Genomic DNA, 18,239 nt, shown 5'->3' with positions numbered 1-18,239 from the left:
TCACGGGGCCATGGGTACCGTGGTGCCGGTAACGCGGTGCCAGTGGCGGACGGTGCCGTCGTAGCCGCTCGTGACAACGTCCGTGTCGTCCGGGCCGAGTGCCAGGGTCCAGATGCTGAGGTAGTGGCCCTCAAACGGCTGCCCGAGGGGTCGTCCGGAGGCCCGGTCCCAGCGGCGCACGGTGCCGTCGCCCCCGCCCGTCACGATCTCGGCACCGTCGGCGGTCAGCGCCAGAGTGTGGACAGGTGCGCCATGGCCGGTCAGCGGCGCGCCCACCGGAGTGCCGGAGACCCGATCCCAACGACGTACGGTGCCGTCCTCGCCCGCCGTGACGATCTCCCGGCCATCCCCGAGGAGGGCCACGGCCCTGATCGCACCGCGGTGCCCGGTCAGTGGTGGCGACAGCGGCGTGCCGCGCGCTAGGTCCCAGCGGCGGAGCACCCCGGTCTGAGTGGCCGTCACGATCTCGGTACCGTCGGTGTTCAGCGCCATGGCCCTGACCCAGTCGACGGGATTGGTCGCGTCGGCCGGATCTCCGGCGACGGTGAACGGGTCCGCGGCTGGGTGGCCGTCCGCCCGGTGGGTGCGGCGGACGGTGCCGTCGCTGCCGGTGGTCACGATCTCCCGGCCATCCGGGGTGAGGGCCATGGCCCATGCCGTGCGGTCGTGGACGGTCGACCACTCGGACAGCGGCCTGCCACTGCCGCGGTCGTAGCGCCGCATCCGGCCGCCCATGTCCACGGCGACGATCTCCGCCCCGTCCGTCGTGCAGGTGACCACGGTGATCGAGGAGTGCTCGTCCAGGACACCCGGATCCGGCGTCGGCGTCATGGCCGACCGCCTTGCGGCGGCCTCGCGACGTCGAACGAGACCCTGCTGGACGCCTCGCCCCGGCCGACGTGCACCCGGCGCGCCGTCCAGCGCAGTACGGCCCCGTCCGGGCCGCGAGCCGCCACCGGTGTTCGGGACACGGTCACCCCGGAACGGGGGATCTCCTCGTCGGCGAAGTACACCGGCCGGGTTTCCGGTTCGAGGATCCGGCCGATTGCGGAGATCTGCGGCCGACGGTGGCCGTCCGCGGTGAAGCTCGGCACCTGGCCTCGTCGGAAGCGCATGGCCGCCGCTCCCTCCCGCAGGGGGATCAGCGGGATCCAGTGCGGCGGCACCGCCGTCATCAACTGGTAGGCAAGCGCGCCCGGGGCCGCGTCCGCCGACGGTCCGTCGTCGGCGGGGTTCTCGTCGCCGCGCCGTCGGCCCCGTCCGCTGGCGCTCTGCACGATCCGCTCGACCGCCCAGGCGAGGTTGGCCATTTCGTCCCGGATGAACACCACCTCCTCGATCGCCGGGCCCTCGACCGGGTCGGCGGCGCCGGTGAGGAGCGGCAGCAGGGGCGGGCCTGGTTTCCCCGTGGTGAGGAGGGCGGGCCGGAACACCGACCAGGCGCCGTCGTCCGCCGCGGGGACCGTCAGGATGTCGCCGAAGGTGTCGGCGACGCTCAGGTCGGTGATCCGGTGCACGTGTCCGACCGGCAGGTCGACGGGGACGATCCAGTGGTCGCTGCCGTAGACGTTGGCGAACTCCACCACCAGCAGGCGTGCGAGATCCGGTGGGCCGGCCCCGATCGCCGGCAGGTTGACGCTCGTGTCCTCGAACTCCCACCAGCGTTCGGCCGGCATTCCGGGGTAGGTGGCCCGGGTCGGCAGCGTGGTCACCGTCACCGACGGGGAGTCGACCGCCGGTGCTGCGAGCGAGCGGCCGGCCCGGTCGTCGAGATCGAGGTGATACGGCTCGACGCGTCCGCCGGGGTACTCCGGTGCGGTGAGGACGAGCTGTTCGCCGTCGAGCTGGGCTCCCACGCTGAAGCGGTACTCCAGGCGCTCGCGCACCCAGCTGGACGGCGCTGATGCGGGGTGCTCCGCGTCGAACCAGGTGCGCCAACGGGTGGCGGCCCGGCGGAAGTCGGCGGCTTGCTCGTGGGTCAGCCCCTCGGGGTGCCAGGCGGTGGCCAGACGCTGAGCCAGGGCGCCCCCGTGCGGTGCGCGTCCGGCCAGGGCAGCGACCAACGCCTGTCCGGCCGGGTCCGGGTTGAGGACGCCCTCGACGGCGGGCGGTCCGCCGAGCGGGAAAGTATCCAGGATGACCGCGGTCGCCGCCTCGCGTGTCGGAACGGACAGCTCTGCCAGGAACCGCAGGCCGGCTCGGGCCGCGTCGCGCAGCGAAAGGCCGGCCGCGGTGCCCTCGGCTTCGACCAGGTATTCCAGCGGTACGCCCGCGTCGAGCGGCACGGGGGCACCCTCTTCGCCCGGCCGGAATCGGTTGACGACGGCGCCGGCGATCTCCAGCCGGGCGCTCACCGGTGAGCCTCCGTCCTCCCCCGCGTACTCACCCAGCTGCCACTGCCGGGCCAGCAGGAACAACGGATCGGCCACACCGGCCTCAAGGGCGTCGTCCAGCTGGCCGCTGGAGCCGGTGGCCCTCACCACTGGCTCCAGCCGGTGGTAATGAGAGAGGTCGAGGTCCACGGGCACGGTCACGACTCCTTCTTGACCATCTCGGCGAGCACGCCCGTCTTCACGGAATGGTCGATCAGGTCCTTGAACAGGATGCCCGGGGCGGTTCCGATGGCGGTGTCCGGCAGGTAGGCGGCCGGCAGACAACGCCCCAGCCAGGAGAGCGCCTGGAGATCGACCAGTCTCAGCTTGGCAAGGTCCAGTGCTTCGCCGAGCACGGCGGCCAGTGTGGCCACCGTCCAGGGCGCGCCGGGCACCGGGGGCACCGCGAGCAGCAGTGACTGGGGCGGCCGGGCGCCCGGCGCGTCGAAATGGAAGGTGGCACCCGCTGTGTGAACGGGTCCGGGGAGCACCTCGGTCCACTCGTCGACCACCGCGACAGCGAGCCGCCGGGTTGGGTCGAGGTTCTCGGGCCCGTGCAGGACGAGGCCGGTCGCGGGTTGCGCGCGGGCAGACTGCCCCGGGGCACCCACCCAGTGGTCGCCCGGGGCGAACGGCGTCTGGCCGACGCTCAGGGCCTGTCCCGTCACCGTTCCCGTGGCGTCCGCGTAGAGCAGCAGGTTCGCGAGCCCGCCGGTACCGGCCCGGATCGCGCCCATGCGCTCCAGCCAGTCGCGCGGCGCCTGCGCGCCGTCACCTCGGACGAGGCCCGGCCCCAGCGAGTCCGCGAGCTGCCGTGGGTCCGGGGCGGTGATCAGGTCGAAGGCCCGGAAGCCGGCGCCGAACAAGGCCTCCAGCGCGGCACTGGGGCCGAGGCCGGCGGGGCCGGGGGCGAGGGCGGCGTCGGCCCGGGACAGCCGGGCGTCCGCCTCCCGCCGGGCCGCCGCCAGGACGCCGGCCGGTTCCTCGTCGGGCACGCGCACCGGTGTGATGCCGTACGCGCCCATTCCGTCGAGATCCCCGCTGTCCCTGAACCCGCGCAAGCCGTCCCTTGCCTGCTCGGCCCGCGCCCGCAGATCTCCCTCGACGGGCGTCGGAACGGCCGCGGTGGCGGAGCACAGCGCGGCCTCGGTACCGGCGGTGGCACCGGTGATGACGGCTGCCGCCGTCGTGGCCAGGGCCTCGGTCTCCGCCAGTCCCACCACTGACCGGTCCCACTCCGGACTGCGCTCGTCGAGCGGTTCGGCCACCGCGTCGGCGGGGACGTGCGCGGGCCGTCGGAGCGCGCCGGCCAGCACTTGGCGCAGGACCCCGGTGCCGGCGGAAGCGATCACGTCGAGGGCGCAGTGTCCGGTGAGCGGCCATGGATGTTCGGTCACGGTTCCCCCGGTGTCCTGGCCGGGGCGCCGCCAGGACACTCGCAGTCTGATCCGGCCGGGAGCGGGGAGCAGCCTGCTCGCCCAGGCGTCCACCCGCGGCTCCGCCTGCGCCCGCGCCCGGGCGCGCTGCGGCGGGCTGTCCCATCCGGCGGCCGGCTCGGTGCCCTCGGGTACGACGATCAGCAGCCGATGCGTCACCGACGATCCCTGCCGGGGGAGGTCCAGGACCTCCGGCCGCGGCGGAGGCTGTCCGCCCGCGGCGAGCGTCTCCAGGGTGGTGGCCGCTCGGTCGGGGTTGCCGTTGGTCAGCTGATGGACGCTCTCGGCGAGCAGCAGGTCGGCGAGGGCGTCGACGTCGTCGTGCAGCGATGCCAGGATGTCGGCGACCGCGGGCTCCTCGTGCACCGGGTCCAACGGAGGCAAGACGTGTGTGCGCAGGAAGGTCGCCACATGGTCGACTGTCTGCTCGGCCAGGTGGACGCCGTCGATCACGTCGTGGGCGGTGATCACCTCCGGGGTGTCGGCCGGGCTCTCTGTGTGCACCGGCTGGAGCGGCGCGTAGGCCCGCAGCACCGTGATGACCCGGTCGAGCGCGAGCGGCTGGTCCGCCGTACGTGCCTCGTGCAGCCGCCGTTCGAGGCGGTAGCCGAGCAGGGCTCCGAGGGGCTGGCCCTGCCGCACGCCGTCCAGGATCGTCATGGCGGTCCGCATGCGCCGGGAGGAGAGGTTGACGGCGAACGCGCTGGCGTCGCCGCTGTGGGAGAGGAAGCCGCTGCGCAGGACGGCGGCGGTGGTGGCCTGGGTCACCGAGGGTGCGAGGACGTAGCCGGAGCTGCGGGCGGCGCTGTCCCGCGGGGAGAGGTTCTCCACCCAGCCGTACGCGCCGAGGTGCAGACCGAGCGGACGGCCGTCGGGGCTGCGCATGGCGGCGAGCCGGGCGGTGGCCAGCGAGGTGATCCAGGCGTCCAGGCGGTGCGAGACCAGATCCAGGCACTCCCCGAGGAGGCGCTCGACCAGGGGGAAGGGGTCGTGTCCCCGGTCTCGCCAGGTCCGGACCCGGGTGGCGAGATTCTTGAGCGCGGCGTCGATCTCGGCGAGTGCGAGGCTCCACGGCCGCTCCTGACCGCCCAGCTGCCCCAGGATGCCGTTGCCGCGTGCGGCGGAGGCCACGAAGGACGCGAGCAGGCCGCGGTCGGCCCGCAATGCCTGTTCCATCGGCTGGGGGCCGGTGCCTTCGGCGCCGGGGACGACGAGGGCGAACAGGGCCGGCATGGTGTGGGGCCGGAACGCCAGCCCGGCCGCAGCCGCGAGGAAACCGGCCCGGAGCGGGGGGAGGGCGGCCTCCGTGAAGCTGAACCGGTTCCGGTCCAGCAGAAGGTGATGACTGCCCAGAGCGGCGGCCGCGTGCGCGTACTCGAGGTTGGCGGACTGAAGCAGCAGCGCCTGCAGCAGGGTCTGGGCATGCTCCGGGCCGACCGCCACTCGCGAGGAGTCGAAGCCGTCCACCAGCCCCTCCAGGAACCGCGCCAGCTCCTCCGCCGCGTCGATGCCGGGCGGGAGGCCGAGCGGCCGTGCCTGCGGGATCCACAGCCGGGTGCCCTTCGCCTCGTTCTGCCGCTGTGAGACGGCCGGCTGGTAGTCGAGGCCGAGCGCCTGGTCGAGTGCCCGGGACAGGGCCTTCTCCAGCGCGTCGGCGCGCTGCTGGGCGAGGCTGCCGAAGGCCAGGCCGAGGAGGGAGTTGTACAGGTCGGCGCTCGTCGGCCCGCGCACGCCGCGGACATCTGTGGCCCTGGACACGGGGGCCATTCCCAGGGCACGCAGTACGTCGCGTTCCGGCTTGGGCACGGTCAGGGTCTCCCCCGGCTGGTCAGGCCCTCCGACCCGGGGCAGCAGCGGGACCCCGGCCTCCCAGTAGGGGCGCAGAGTGCTGAGCGTCCGGTGCAGCCCCGCGAGTCCGGCGGGTTCTGCGGCTGCGGCGGGCTGCCACGCGGCTGTGGCGGTGACCGGCAGAATCCCGTACGGCTGGCGGCCCATGCGCAGCACCGGCAACGGCCCGCGGGCGCGGACCCGGTCCACATAGTGGGCGCGCAGCCAAGCCCGGTCGACGGGAGCCTGTCTGGTGCCGGTCGGGTCGGCCAGCAGGTGCTCGACGAAGAAGTCGCCGGTGGCACTCCACAGGGCGAGCTGCAGGTTCCGGGCGTCGGCCTGTTCGAGGTCCGACGCGCCCGGCAGCGCGGCAAGCGCGTGCTGCGGAACGCCGAGGGCGGTGGCGAGGACGGTGGCGTTGGCCAAGGGGTCAGCTGCGGCCGGGAGTCCGGCGGCCGCCGCCAGCATCTCCTCGGCGTCCGGTGCGCCGGCCGGGTTCTGCCGGGCGGTCGCGGTGTTGTTGGTCGGGGTGCCCTGGGCGATCAGGGCGGCATCGCCGTGCTCGGCTCGCAGGGCCAGCAGTGCGCCCAGCCGGTCGGCGGAGGCCTGGGGATCCATCGACGCGGTCACCCCCAGGACCAGGACCCGGGTCAACAGGGGCCGGCGGGCGGGGTCGTAGCGGGGGTCGTCGAGCCGGACGGTGATGGCCAGTCCGATCCGCTCGGCCTCCTGGAAGCTTGCCAGCCAGCGCAGGGCGGGCTCCAGCGGCATCCCGCCCAGGTCGGTGGACGTTCCGCCCGGATCCGGTTCGGCCGCCGTACCGCCGGAACCCGGCTGGCCCCGGCGCGGCGGCGGTACGGCGTCCGGGTCAGGGCCGACCTGGACGGTGTCCGGGACCACTTCGCCGGGGGCGCTGCCCACCAGTACATCGTCCTGGAAGGCGAGCGCGATGAACCGGTCGGGCAGGGTGGAGGCGGTCGCGGGCCGGACCCAGCCCCGGCCGCGTTGCGGTACCGCGCGCAGCGTGGGCACCGGCCCGTCGATGCCGTCGGGCAGCGGCTGCGGTGGACGGTCGTCGACCGCCGGTGCCAGGGCGCGGGCGACGAACCGGGCCCGCGACGGTCCAAGGGTGGCTGCCAGCTGGTCCCAGGCGGCGAGCTGGATCCTGGCGCGGTCCCCGTGCTCGTTGTCGGCCCGCCCCGCGCGCCACACCGCCGTCCAGTACCGCAGCCCCTGCTGCCGTTCACCGTCCGTGAGTTCGGGGTCGTGGGACTCGATGTGCACGTCGTCGGGGAAGATCCGCACTCGCAGGGTGTCGGGTCGGCCACCGTCCGGCGAGAGCCTGGTTTCCAGACGCAGCGGGGTGAGCAGCAGGGGCACACCGGGGTCGAGCCGGCCGACGAGTTCGTCGAGGGTCGACTGGCCCACGAAGTCCCGTACCGCGGCGTTCAACGCGGTGCGGGCGGCGGTGAGGGCGTCGAACGCGGCCTGGCGCTGTTCCGGTGCGGCGTTTGCGAGCAGGGCGGCCCGGGCGGCGTCGGCGTCAGCGACGGCCTGACGCAGGGCCGCGAGATCGGTCATCCGGGTACTCCTTCGTCGGAGGCGGGCGGCGGTGGCGGTGGCGGTTTGAGGAGCATGGCGGCGGGCAGGACCACCCGGACCGGCTGCTGGAACGTCTGCCGGGCGATCCCCGCGGAATCGGACCCCCAGACCAGCTCGTCCGGGGCGACGTTCCGTCGCAGGGCGCCGGGAGCATAGGTGGCGGCGTCCATGGCCTCCGGCCCGTCGAATAGATCGCTCCAGGTCAGGTTGTTGGGCGAGTCCGGTCGCGACGGGCGCTCATAGGGCTGTCCGAAGACGCGGCGCTGGTCGTCCAGTCCGAAGCGCGGCTCGCTGGGCTGCTCGGCGATGACGAAGCACCACGGCGACGCCAGAAGGTCGTCCGCCGAGATGTCGAAGCCCAGGAACGTGGTGTCGGCGTCCACCGCGCCACGGAAGATCGGGCGGTGGGCCTGGGCGTCGTCGGGCTGACCGCCGGTGAACGGCGCGACGTAGACGATGGCGCCTGGATAGCGCCGCAACAGGGCGCTGCGCAGCACCAGAACCGCCCGCTCGGGCTGCGCGGGGCGGTGCGAGCCGAGCGGGAGAGCGGCCTGCCAGGCAGGGATCGACGGGATGTCCGGGCCGGCGCCCCAGAACACGGAGAAGTAGGTGCCACGCAGAAAGGCGGGGTATTCGCGCCAGCGCAGCTCGCGGCCGAACTCGTGGTTCAGGCCGATGAGATACGCCTCGACGAAGGCGGAATTGGTGACGGCGAGGGTAGCCGTGTCGGGTTCGACCTCGTGGAGGCCGGCGAGCAGCCACTCGGTCGACTGTGCGGCCAGCGGCTGCCACATCGGGTCGGGGAACGACGGCGCCCACATGATCGGGGTGTCGTCGGTCCCGCCGGCCTGCGGCGGCCGTTCGATCCGCGCGGCGGTCACCGCCGCGACCGCCTGTGCCGGGTCCAGGGTGGCGGCCAGGTGATCGCGGGCCTGTGGCACAGGGATCGTCTCCTGGGCCGGCAGCGGGGGTGCGTCGGCGGCCCGTACGAGCCGCTGGTGCGCGGCGACCACCGCGTCCTGCACGTCCCCGGGGCCGAGGCCGAGTACGGCAGGGGCCGGGAGGGCGTCAGCCTGCCGGCTGAGGTAGCCGCTGTCGCAGACGTGGTCGAGCGGCAAGCCCGCGTCGGGCCGCCACTCGCCGAGGACGTCCGGCAGATGGTCGGGCTGCCACTGCGGGATGTCGGGTGGTGGGGCGGCGTCATCGGCGCGGTGGGCGGCTCCCTCGCAGAGCGACTGCCAGATCCCGGCAGCCGTGGCGGCTGGTGGTGACTCTGGGTTGTAACTGTCCCAGGTGCCCGGACTGGTGCCGTACCAGCTGCCATGGCGGGTCTGGGAGCGCCACGTGCCGGTGAAGTTGCCGTCGGAGGTGATCTCGCTGAGGTTGAGCGTGCCGGTGCAGACGCCCTGCCATGTCCCGTGGTCCTGGTCGGACGACCAGGAGCCGGCGAACACGGCCCGCCAGGGGCCCGGAGCCGCCTCGAAGTCGGGGGCGGAACGATCCAGCTGCCAGGTGCCGACGAAGCGTCCCTGCCACTGTGTGCCGGTCATCCCCGGGACGCTGAACGTGCCGGCGCAGTCGCCGCTCCAGCCGCCGGCGGTGTTTTCCTGTGCCGGGTCGTTGGTATAGGGCCCGTGCCAGCCGCCGGTGAACGTGCTGTCGGCGTCGGCCGGCCCGGCCAGGGACAGCAGCCCCCCGGGTGTGCGGTGGCCGGACGGAAAGACCAGCTCGCCGTTGGGCGTCAGCGTGGTCTCGGTGAAGAACCGGGGCGGGACCAGGAGTTCGGGCAGCGTGCCGAGGCGGACCACCGAGCCGAGGACCGGTTCGGGAACGGCGGGTGCCTGGGCCAGCCGGTCGCTCGGCACGTCCCTGGCGGCGGCCCGCTGTTCGGCCTTCGCCGCCAGGTCGAGCCAGGCCTGCGGCGGCTGATCGGCCAGCCCCAGCGTGGCGAGGACGGCCGGCAGCCGGTCGGCCGCCACCAGCCCCTGCGGCCGGGTGGCGAAGGACACCGCGCCGTCCGGTTCGGAGCGCGGGGCCCGCAACCCGACCGGGGAGGCTGCCACACCGCTGATGACCGTGGCGAACGGCACCCGGTCCGGGGCGGCGCCGCCGGACCCGGCTGCCCGGGCGACTCTGCGGCTGAGCGGACCCAGCGGCCGGGTCAGCCGACGGAAGGCCGTGGAGGCCATGGCCAGGGGCAGGCTGCTGTCCTGGATGCGGGCCTCCAGCGTCACGTCGCCGGACGGCGCACGGGCTCGCAGCGGCGATGCGAGGTGGAGCATCTCGTCGGCGGAGAGGGGGGTGATGTGGCGGTCGTACAGCCGCGTGCCGACGAGGCGGGCCAGCCGGGCCAGGTCCAGGAAGCGGTTGGCTGCCTGGACGTCCGCCAACTGCCGCCATGCGGAGGCCATGAGCGTTTCCTGCTCGTCCTGCACCGACCGGGTTCCCAGGCCGGCGGCGACCCGCCAGCGCGGGTCGAGGTTGAGGGAGTCGACCCAGCCCGTGGCGTCCGCGTCGACGCTCGCGCGCAGCGCGTGGAACCCTCCGTAGAGCGGCGGCAGGACGCTCGGGTCCTCATTGCCGTCGTCCTGAGCTGTGCCGAGCGCCGTGGCAAGTGCCCGCCGCCAGGCGGCGCTTGCGGCGTCGACCGGCCAGGCGGCGCGCGCCGGCAGATCGGGGCTCTGCAGGGCACTCTCCGCCTGCTGGACGAGGGGGCCGGGCCGCCTGGCAAGCAGGCCGGGGTTGCTTACGTCCAGCGGCCGGAGGCCGGCCTTCGCCGACAGCCGGGCGGCGCGCAGCCGGGTGGCCAAGGTCTCGAAGTCACCGGCCTCGCCGGTGGAGAAGGACCAGGAGAAGTAGACCGGCAGCGTGGTCTCTACCCCGGGGGTCCATGCCGGGGAGAGGTCTCCCCCGTCCTCACCCGTCCCGGCCCGGCGGCCGATTTCGAACGCGGGGACCAGACAGGCCGTGTAGTCCGTGTGCGGCACCAGCTTGCGGGGCGCCATCAGCCGGGAGACGGACCGACGTGTGTCGTTCTGGTCTCCGCTGAGCTGCTGGATGTGCGCCCATAGGTGCAGGAACGCCGGGTCCGGCAGTTCCCTGGCCGTCTGCTCCCCGGTCAGCTGGAGCACCGGCAGCGGGCGGGCAGGCAGGCGGACGGGCCGCAGCCCGGCCGGGACGCAGACGAGGGAGAGCCAGGGGCGCAGCGAGCCGCTCGGCCCCGCCGCGAGCGGGGTGAACATCCAGGGCAGGTCGGTCCGGTCGAACTCCACCAGCGGAAAGTTGGTGGTCTCGGCGTCCGGTGTCCCGGGGCGCGGGTAGAGCCGGACGATCTGCCGTATGTCCAGCGCCTTGACGTCTCCGGGTCCGTACAGCTGCAAGATGACGCCGTTCTGCGGGCCGCTGTTGACGGTGACCGTGGACTGGATCTGGCCGCGGACGGGGACCGTCCTGACCAGGTCGTCGGGGTCGGTCAGGGAGGCTGCGGCGCCGGCCCGGTCCCAGGCGGCGAAGGTGTACCGATTCATGACCTCACCTCGTAGGCCGACACCACTTGGAAGCGTGCCCGTTCGGAGAGCACGCTCAGTGCGATGCTCGCCTCGCTGAACGTGGCCGGCGGGTGTACGTCGGTGTTCGCGGTCAGGGTGTCCCGGCTGGCGATGGCATAGGCAGGTTCCTTGAGCGCCTTCGGGAGGGGGTCCACGACGTACCGAGTGCGGTCGGCGAAGAGCGAACTCAGTGCCACGGCGCCATGGGTGAGGGCAGCGGCCAGCGCCTCGTCGTCGACCAGCCATGGATTGGCCACCGGCGTCGTTTCCCCGCCGACCACCTTCGTCTCGTAGGCCATGTCCACCGATCGCTGCGGGGCGGTCGCGACCGGTGCGGGGGGAGTCAGCTCCGCCCCGGAGCAGAATGGTTCGAAGGCCGGCTGGGTGAGCTTCTCGTCGTCGGTGAGGTCGAAGAAGTCCGCCCGGGCGAACTGCTCGGTGACCGGAACCGCCGTGCCCGCGCCGGCGCCGAAGGACACGTTGAGCTGGTACGTGACAGGGGGGCCGGGGAGGCGGCCCGGCCCGAACCGGTTGATCGGGACGCCCAGCGGTACGACGCGCTGGCTCAACCGCAGCCGCCCGAGCGGGTGCAGCAGAGGCGCGCCCTGGGTGTCCGGCTCCAGTGTGGCCATGGTGCCGGCGTCCGGCGGCAGCGGTGCCCAGTTGCGCGGATCGCTGACCGCCTGGAGCAGCCGCCCGGTGACGTCGGGCGGCGGCGGCGCCGTGATGGTGCCGGTGCAGCCCCAGTGCTCGTCGAAGGGGAAGCTCACCTCGAAGAGGAACAGCGAGACACTGGCACGACCCGCAACGTGCCAGCACGGGGTGGGGCCCTCGACGCGGACCCGCAGGTCGACCGAGCAGAGGCTGGCGCCGCCGACGTGCAGGGCGAACGAGCCGTACAGATCGAGCACTAGGCCGAAGCTCGGCTCCCATCGCACAAGGGCGTCGAAACCGAGCCGCCCGGACACCCCGGTGTCGCTGCTGCCGATGGACGCCGTGAGCGTGGCGCCGGCCTGGACCGTGGCCGGTGTGACGGCGAAGTACCCGGTGAACACGATCTTCACGAGGGAGCTGTCCGCGATGGCAATCGTCAGCCGCCTGGGCACCGGGAAGCCGGCCGGCGCGTTGAAGCGCGGGTGGAACCCGCCGGCGCTCAGGACGAAGGTGGCGTCGTCGCCCGACTTCGCCCGCAGCGCGAGTCCGCCCTCGATCGGCGCGGACAACAGGCGCGAGCCAGCCAGGTCGGCTGTCAGTTCGACCAGACCGTGCGCGGAGTCGACGACTCCCGCGACCGTCGCCCTGATGTCGAGTACGGGGGCCTGTGGTGCGGGCAGGGCCACGCGCAGCCGCCCGAGCAGAGCGACCACGCCGCTGGGCAGTACCAGGACCAGCCCGACGTCCGCGGTAAGGAAGGAGACCGGCCGGCCCCAGCCGAGCCGGAGCATCGGCCCCACCACCAAGCTGCCCTGCCGCGGTCGGAACACGGACTGCAGGGTGTTCAGAATCTCAGGGGCGGCGGCGGCCGGATCGGCGGGGAACAGGATGCGATCCAGCTGCCCGCCCTGGACGGCTGCCGCCAGCCCGTCCCGGTCGATGGTGTAGTCGACGCCCACGATGCCGCCGACCGCATTCAGGGTGAACGCCAGGCCCAGCTCGATGGGCGGGTCGAACTCGGCGCTGAGCACCGCAAGCAGCGAGAACGGATCGGTGCGGAGCACACCGAACGCCTTCACGTCCACGACGCCGAGACCGAGCGCGAGCGCACCCGCATACTGGCCACCTTCGTGCCGGAGGTATCCGGCGCCCTTGGCAGGGCCCAGAGCGAGCCGCACACCGATGCCGTCGGGTGGCAGAGGGCTTACGGAGACACCGGCGTCGGAGGCCGAGACCTCGACGCCCGTTCCCTCGACGGTCGCGTCCGCCAGGCCAAGCAGGGACGCGCCGAAGGACAAGGTCATCCGCACCGCTGTGCCCCGGGGTGCGAGGTAGAGCGCCGGTGCCTTGAGCAGCGGCGGAACCGTCCTGAGCGGCAGGGCGACGCCGCTGCTGGCGCCGCCGTCGAAGGTGACGCCCGTGGCATCGGCCTGCGCGGTGAGGTCACCCTCGAAGACGGCGCCTGCGGGCAGCAGGACGGCCAGCAGCGGGTCGCTCGGGGGCGCCAGGCTCAGCCCGTGCACCGCAAATACCAGCTTCGCCCCGGCGGCTTCGGCGGGAACGGTGACGGTTTCGGCTGGAACGGTGACGGTTTCGGCTGGAACGGTGACGGTGAGGAGGACTCCGCCGCGCACCTCGACGCCGGGGGCGATACCCGCCGCCCCCAGCCGGAACTCGAGCACGAACTCCTGTGGCAGTGTCGGCGCGAGTACGTCGACCCGGGTGCTGTCCACCTTGAGGACATCGGCGATGCTCAGGTGCCACTCCGGCGCGGCCTGTCCGACCGCCCGGGACAGGATCGCGACCAGGAGAGGGAAGAGCTGCCCGGCTTGGTCGGTGCCGAGCGCGGTCAGCCGTCCGAGGAGGCCCGTCGGCGACAGGTCCACGAGCCCCAGCGCCGTGGCGAGCGCCTGACGACGCTGGTCCTCGGTGTCGTGGTCGCTCAGGGAGCCGAAGAACTCCGTCAGCGCCTGGCGCAGCCCGGTGGCCAGCTCGACGACGGAGCCGGTCACTGACGGCACTCCTCGCTGCGGCCGCACCCCAGGACGGCGGGGTCCGGCCGGGCGGCGTCGTGGGGCAAGTCCTTCATGGCGAGTTCTTTCGGCGGGCGGTAGGGGCAGGTCCGACGAACGCCGGCCGACTCTCCATGCGACCGCCGGGGCCGCTGACACGCCACTTTGGCACTCGCTCGCTCACTCCTCGGAGTGAGCGAGCCTGATCCGTTCAGCGCACCTGCCGGCCGTCAGGGGAACAGGAACGATGCAAGTCGACGTGCCGACCGCGTCACCACGATGCAGTCATGGAGGGCATGGGGAAGAAGAAGGAGCCGCGTCCGGCGACCGGTCGGTCGGTCAGGTCGCCAAGAACTTCGACCTGACCGAGACCGCGGTGCGGCCGCGGATCCACCAGGCCGAGACCGACGCGGCCGAGCGGGACGGGCTGACCAGCCGCGAGCGCGAGGAGCTGTCCCGACCTCAAGGTCTCCCGTGCCGCCTTCTGTGCCCGCCGCGCCGGAGGGCCCGGTCCCCGTGCGGTGCGCGAGCTGGAGCCGACCGAGAAGATCACCGAAGTCCACGGGCAGTACCGTGGAACGTATGAGGCGCCGCATCCACGCGGTGCTCAGGCGGGAGGGCGTGCAGTGCGGGCGGCGCCGCGTCGCCCGGCTGATAAGAGGAGCCGGGCTGAGCGGCCGGCACCGCCGACCATCCGCGCACCGAGCTGGTCGCCGACGCGCTGAAGGCCGCCTGCCGACAACGCCGCATCGCCCGTTCGGTGATCTCCGAGTCGTTCTTCGCCACCATCAAGCGGGAGTTGCTCGGCACAAGCGCCTGGCCCAGCCGGTCCCTCGCGCGCACCACATTCTTCGCCTTCATCCGGACTGGCCGGTAACTACACGCGACGGACTGGCCTACTCCGTAGCCGTCGCCACCCCGAGGCCGCGGAGCGTCAGCTTGAACGGATCGGCCAGGAAGGCAGCACTCCCAGCCGCGTTCAGCGATGCCGACAGGGTCTCGGCTTCTGCTCGCATACGGCGACGGGCGCTTCCGAATGCGTCGATCAGCGGCCGTCCCGTGGCGAGTTCGTTGTAGAGCGCGGATGAGAACGTCTCTGCCAGGCGGTCTTCGACGGACCACAGATTCGCGGTGACCGCCTTACTGCCCGCGGCGAGGAACGCTCCGACGAAGGTCGCGTCGCCGACCAGGCTCCGCGGCCCCGGGGCGGCGGCGTCGCAGGCGTTGAGCACCACTAGCTGCACCCGGGACAGGTCGAGCGCGGCGATCTGTTCAGCGGTCACGCGTCGGCGCCCAGGGTCGATGACGTTCTTCCGCGCATCCGACCAGGCTTGCACACCGTGTGTGATGAAGTGGAGTACGTCGCACGTCGCTGCGGCCTCCGCGATCCGGTCGACCGCGAAGTCCGTATGTCTCTCCACCGAACCGACCCCGAACCGGCCTTCGATTGCGGCCAGTTCGTACGATGCGCGGTCCAGGCTCTCGGAGTCGATGAAGACCGCCAGCCGGGAGTCCGGGCCGATGGTGACAGCAGGTATGCGCACGGCGTCGAAACCTGTCGACCGCGGGTCCAGGCAGACGTTGGCCGACCGCGCATCCCGGTCCCACGCCAACTCCCAGGGGATCTGGGTCAAACCCCCGATGGCGCAGATCATCTCGTCGGTCGAGGCATGCAACGGGGAGTGTTCGGCGAGTAGTTCGTAGATGTTCTCCAGCCGACCGGACGCCAGGTCCACCAGCTGCGCGAATTCACGTTCGGAGCCGCCGAAGCCGATGTTGTTGAACCGGGTCCGAGTGACGTAGTTGAACATGCGGACGACCGGAAGCAGGCCCGCCATGGCGTAGCTTTCCAGGTTCTGGCCCAGCCAGTCCACGATGTTGTCGGGGCCGGCGATGCCGACTCCCCATGTTGCTGGGGACTGCCAGAGGGCACTGTTCAACTCATCAGAGCGAGCAACCGAGTTGAGTGCTGTGTCGGTGTTGACGTGCCAGATGTACCGACCGCCCGTCATGGACACGCCCCTGATCGGGTGCGTCGATCCTGTCGCGCTGCTGTCGGTGTCCCGCCATTCATAGGGGTGCGCGAAGAACGCTGGCAGCATTGCGCTCGCCCACTGTTCGGGCTGGTGGTGCCGGACGTCGTCCAGGAGGGAGAGCAGCGGCATATCACCCAGCACACTGACCGCCGCGTTCGCGGCCCGCCAGCGTGATGCCGCGGGCATGGGTGCCCCCAAGGAGGCGAGAGTCTCCCGGACGCTGCCCCAGCAGCGTCGAGCCGACTCGTTCAGGTCGGGCCGGTTGTCGCTGTGGGGCAGGGCGGCGGTGTTGATGATGTCTTCGAGCAGCGCGACACGGGGGTTGCCGCAGTCCCGGAGGGCGATCTGCGCGTCGACGATCATGCTGACCGGTATCTGCGGGGTGTCCCAGGGGAGACGTGTCGCGAGGAAGGCGGCACGAGCCGACAGCGCCCAGGACTCCTCGCTGAGGCCCGCGCGGCCACAGGCGACGCCGACGAGCCTCAGCGTGTCCAGGGCCTTGCGGCATTCGCCGTGGTTGTTGCGCAGCAGTGCGCTGTGGAATTCGATGATCGAGCGGTGGTAGATCAGGTGGATGTTCGCCAGGGTGTGCGGTCCGCCTGGGCCGTCCCGGAGGTTTTCGTCCGCCAGCAGCCGGAGTCCCTGGCCGAGCCATGCAATGTTGTCGTTTTCGTCATGGCCACCGACGAACGCGCGAGCTGTCACGCTGAGCACGCGGGTGACCGCGTTGCCGGGGTGGCCTGGCCGGCGCCTCGGTCGGAACGCGGTGAGGAATTCTCCGAGCGCGAGGAGGGAGTTCTCCCAGGTTTGTATCGATCCCCCGCTGCTGTTGCTCGGGCCGGTCATGAGCCATCGCGCATGCGCCACGAGCTCGGCCGGCAGATCGCATTCGTCGAGCGGAGCGCGCAGACCCTGCATCAGGGCCGCGCCCAACGATTCGTATTCGACGACCCCGGGCAGCAGGTTCCGGTCGCTCATCTCGTGCAAGAGATCAAGGCATGCAGCTTCGCATCCGATCCCGGCTGCGGACTGGAGCCGGAGGGGGAGCACTGCCGCCATGTCGTCGATCATCCGGTCCAGTCCGGCCAGGGTGGCCCGGGGCAGCGTCGCCGGCGCCGGCAGTCCGCGGAGATGACGCAGGCAGCCAGACACGTCACCGATCCTGCACAGCTCCCAGGCTTTCGCGATCTCGTCGAGCGCGGACACCAGTGCCTACCTCAGGGCAGAAGGATGCGCTTGGGTTTGCCGTTGACCCGCTCGATCAGTTTGTCGAGCCGTTCGGGCTCGATGTCGGCGGGCACGTCGATCTTCACGCCGTCGAATTCCAGGACGATGTGTTGGCCGTCTCTGGCGGCGCCCCGCTGGAGCAGCGCGGTCACGAAGGTGGCGAGTGCAGAGCTGCCGGCGGCTATGGTCGCGACCAGCACGGAGGGGTCGGCTGCGCGGAACTGGAGCACGGGCCTTTCGAGGGCCAGCGAGCCGACAGTGTCCTCCCAGCCGCCGCGCTGGAGTGCATCGGCGACCTCGGCCGACCGTGACGACTTCGAGGTGATGACCACCCGCCACTCCTGCGGTTCACTCTCCACGTCAGTCCCTCCCCCGCCAGCAGTGGACATGTGAAGAATCATGGCACAGGTCGGCTCGCTGGCACGCCGTGATGGCCGACTCGGCGATCGGTGGTCACAATGTTCGAATGACGACGGAATCCTGGACCGCCCCAGTGGAGTTGGAGTCACAGGAGTACCTGCGTGTTCCCGCCGACCCGACCGGGGCCCCCTCTCAACCCCTCTTCCTTCAACCGTCTTTCAGCCTCGTCGGTCATGCCGACCGGGTCGACTCGGTGGCGTTCGCCCCGGGCAGCCGGATACTGGCCAGCGGCAGCCGGGACGGCACTGTCCGCTTGTGGGACGTCGGAACCCGCTGCCACATCGCCACACTTACCGGCCACAGCGGTGTCTGCGCGGCGTTGAGCTCGCTCGCCTTCTCCCCCGACGGGAAGACCCTGGTCTGTGGGTGCGACCACGGGTCTGTCCTCATCTGGGACGTGGAGGACCGGGAGCTCATCGCCGATTGGGCGTCGTCCCCGGCCCTGACTCCCTGTTCGGTCGCGTTCAGCCCCATTGCCCCGGTGCTCGCCTGCAACCTGACCGACCGTGCGGTGGAACTGTTCGACGCGACCGCGCGACGGCGGCTCGGTGCCATCGACCTCGCCCTGCACCATCCCTACATCAGCTGCCTGGCGTTCGCTGCTGACGGGAGAATGCTGGCGGTCGGCGGTTTCAACTCCGTCCAGGTCGTGCAGTTGGCGGTCGGGCTCCCGACGGCGATCCTCGCCGACACCGGGTTCGTCACCTCGCTGGCTTTCCGACCGGACGGCAGGATGCTCGCTGTCGGCGGGGAGGATGCCACGGGCCGTTCCCGCGCCGGGGACGGCGGCTTCGGCACGGCCCATTTGTTCGAGATGCCGGGCAACGGCCACATCGTCTCGCTCCCCACCGACCGTGACACTCCAGGTGCGACCTCGGTGGCATTCCATCCGGACGGCAGGACGATCGCCTGCGGACATTCCGATGGCCTCGTGCGCATGTGGCACTACTCAGCATTGGCCTACCAGGCCACGCTCACGACACACGAGAGCTGCCATGTGGCGTTCGCCCCTGATGGCGGGATCCTCGCGGTCGCGAGCGGGAACGCCATCTCGATCTGGACATGACCGGCGTCTGTTCCAGCAGTGTGGCGTCAGTCGGCGCGG

General features: G+C 72.0%; 8 protein-coding genes and 1 pseudogene. 2 read left to right on the top strand and 7 right to left on the bottom strand.

The features are described from left to right. Genes ACWD35_RS34320 through ACWD35_RS34300 form a run of 5 tightly spaced genes read right to left on the bottom strand, consistent with a single transcriptional unit; the run spans position 1 to position 13,451 of the window. Positions 1-831, bottom strand: a complete 831-nt coding sequence (locus ACWD35_RS34320; RefSeq protein ID WP_451355260.1) for a WD40 repeat domain-containing protein — start codon at positions 829-831, stop codon at positions 1-3. Further along, complete coding sequence (locus ACWD35_RS34315; RefSeq protein WP_451355259.1) at positions 828-2,534, bottom strand: hypothetical protein; 1,707 nt, start codon at positions 2,532-2,534, stop codon at positions 828-830. The genes ACWD35_RS34320 and ACWD35_RS34315 overlap by 4 nt, the downstream gene beginning before the upstream one ends. Next, complete coding sequence (locus ACWD35_RS34310; protein WP_451355258.1) at positions 2,531-7,216, bottom strand: hypothetical protein; 4,686 nt, start codon at positions 7,214-7,216, stop codon at positions 2,531-2,533. The genes ACWD35_RS34315 and ACWD35_RS34310 overlap by 4 nt, the downstream gene beginning before the upstream one ends. Continuing rightward, positions 7,213-10,764, bottom strand: coding sequence for a hypothetical protein (locus tag ACWD35_RS34305; RefSeq protein ID WP_451355257.1), 3,552 nt, complete (start codon positions 10,762-10,764; stop codon positions 7,213-7,215). The genes ACWD35_RS34310 and ACWD35_RS34305 overlap by 4 nt, the downstream gene beginning before the upstream one ends. Continuing rightward, complete coding sequence (locus ACWD35_RS34300) at positions 10,761-13,451, bottom strand: DUF6603 domain-containing protein (RefSeq protein WP_451355256.1); 2,691 nt, start codon at positions 13,449-13,451, stop codon at positions 10,761-10,763. The genes ACWD35_RS34305 and ACWD35_RS34300 overlap by 4 nt, the downstream gene beginning before the upstream one ends. A 279-nt stretch (positions 13,452-13,730) precedes the next feature. Here ACWD35_RS34300 and ACWD35_RS34295 point away from each other — a divergent pair. Next, positions 13,731-14,132: pseudogene (locus ACWD35_RS34295) on the top strand (IS3 family transposase); the annotation flags it as partial. Between the two features lie 215 nt (positions 14,133-14,347). Here the strand turns inward: ACWD35_RS34295 and ACWD35_RS34290 are convergent. Then, positions 14,348-16,693, bottom strand: coding sequence for a CHAT domain-containing protein (locus tag ACWD35_RS34290; RefSeq protein ID WP_451355255.1), 2,346 nt, complete (start codon positions 16,691-16,693; stop codon positions 14,348-14,350). Between the two features lie 11 nt (positions 16,694-16,704). Further along, the gene (locus tag ACWD35_RS34285) at positions 16,705-17,073 is read right to left on the bottom strand and encodes a hypothetical protein (protein WP_451355254.1); all 369 of its coding nucleotides are present in this window, start codon (positions 17,071-17,073) and stop codon (positions 16,705-16,707) included. 107 nt (positions 17,074-17,180) lie between these two features. Here ACWD35_RS34285 and ACWD35_RS34280 point away from each other — a divergent pair, with 107 nt between their 5' ends. Then, positions 17,181-18,200: a WD40 repeat domain-containing protein gene (locus ACWD35_RS34280; protein WP_451355253.1), complete on the top strand. Its 1,020-nt coding sequence runs from the start codon at positions 17,181-17,183 to the stop codon at positions 18,198-18,200. Positions 18,201-18,239: the final 39 nt, after the last annotated feature.

The organism is Streptomyces sp. NPDC002671, from assembly GCF_053592475.1.
This window is presented reverse-complemented; position numbering and strand designations above follow the sequence as displayed.

Coding starts and splice junctions, on each gene's coding strand:
- ACWD35_RS34280 (WP_451355253.1), top strand. CDS start 17,181: ATGACGACGGAATCCTGGACCGCCCCAGTGGAGTTGGAGTCACAGGAG.
- ACWD35_RS34305 (WP_451355257.1), bottom strand. CDS start 10,764: ATGAATCGGTACACCTTCGCCGCCTGGGACCGGGCCGGCGCCGCAGCC.
- ACWD35_RS34320 (WP_451355260.1), bottom strand. CDS start 831: ATGACGCCGACGCCGGATCCGGGTGTCCTGGACGAGCACTCCTCGATC.
- ACWD35_RS34310 (WP_451355258.1), bottom strand. CDS start 7,216: ATGACCGATCTCGCGGCCCTGCGTCAGGCCGTCGCTGACGCCGACGCC.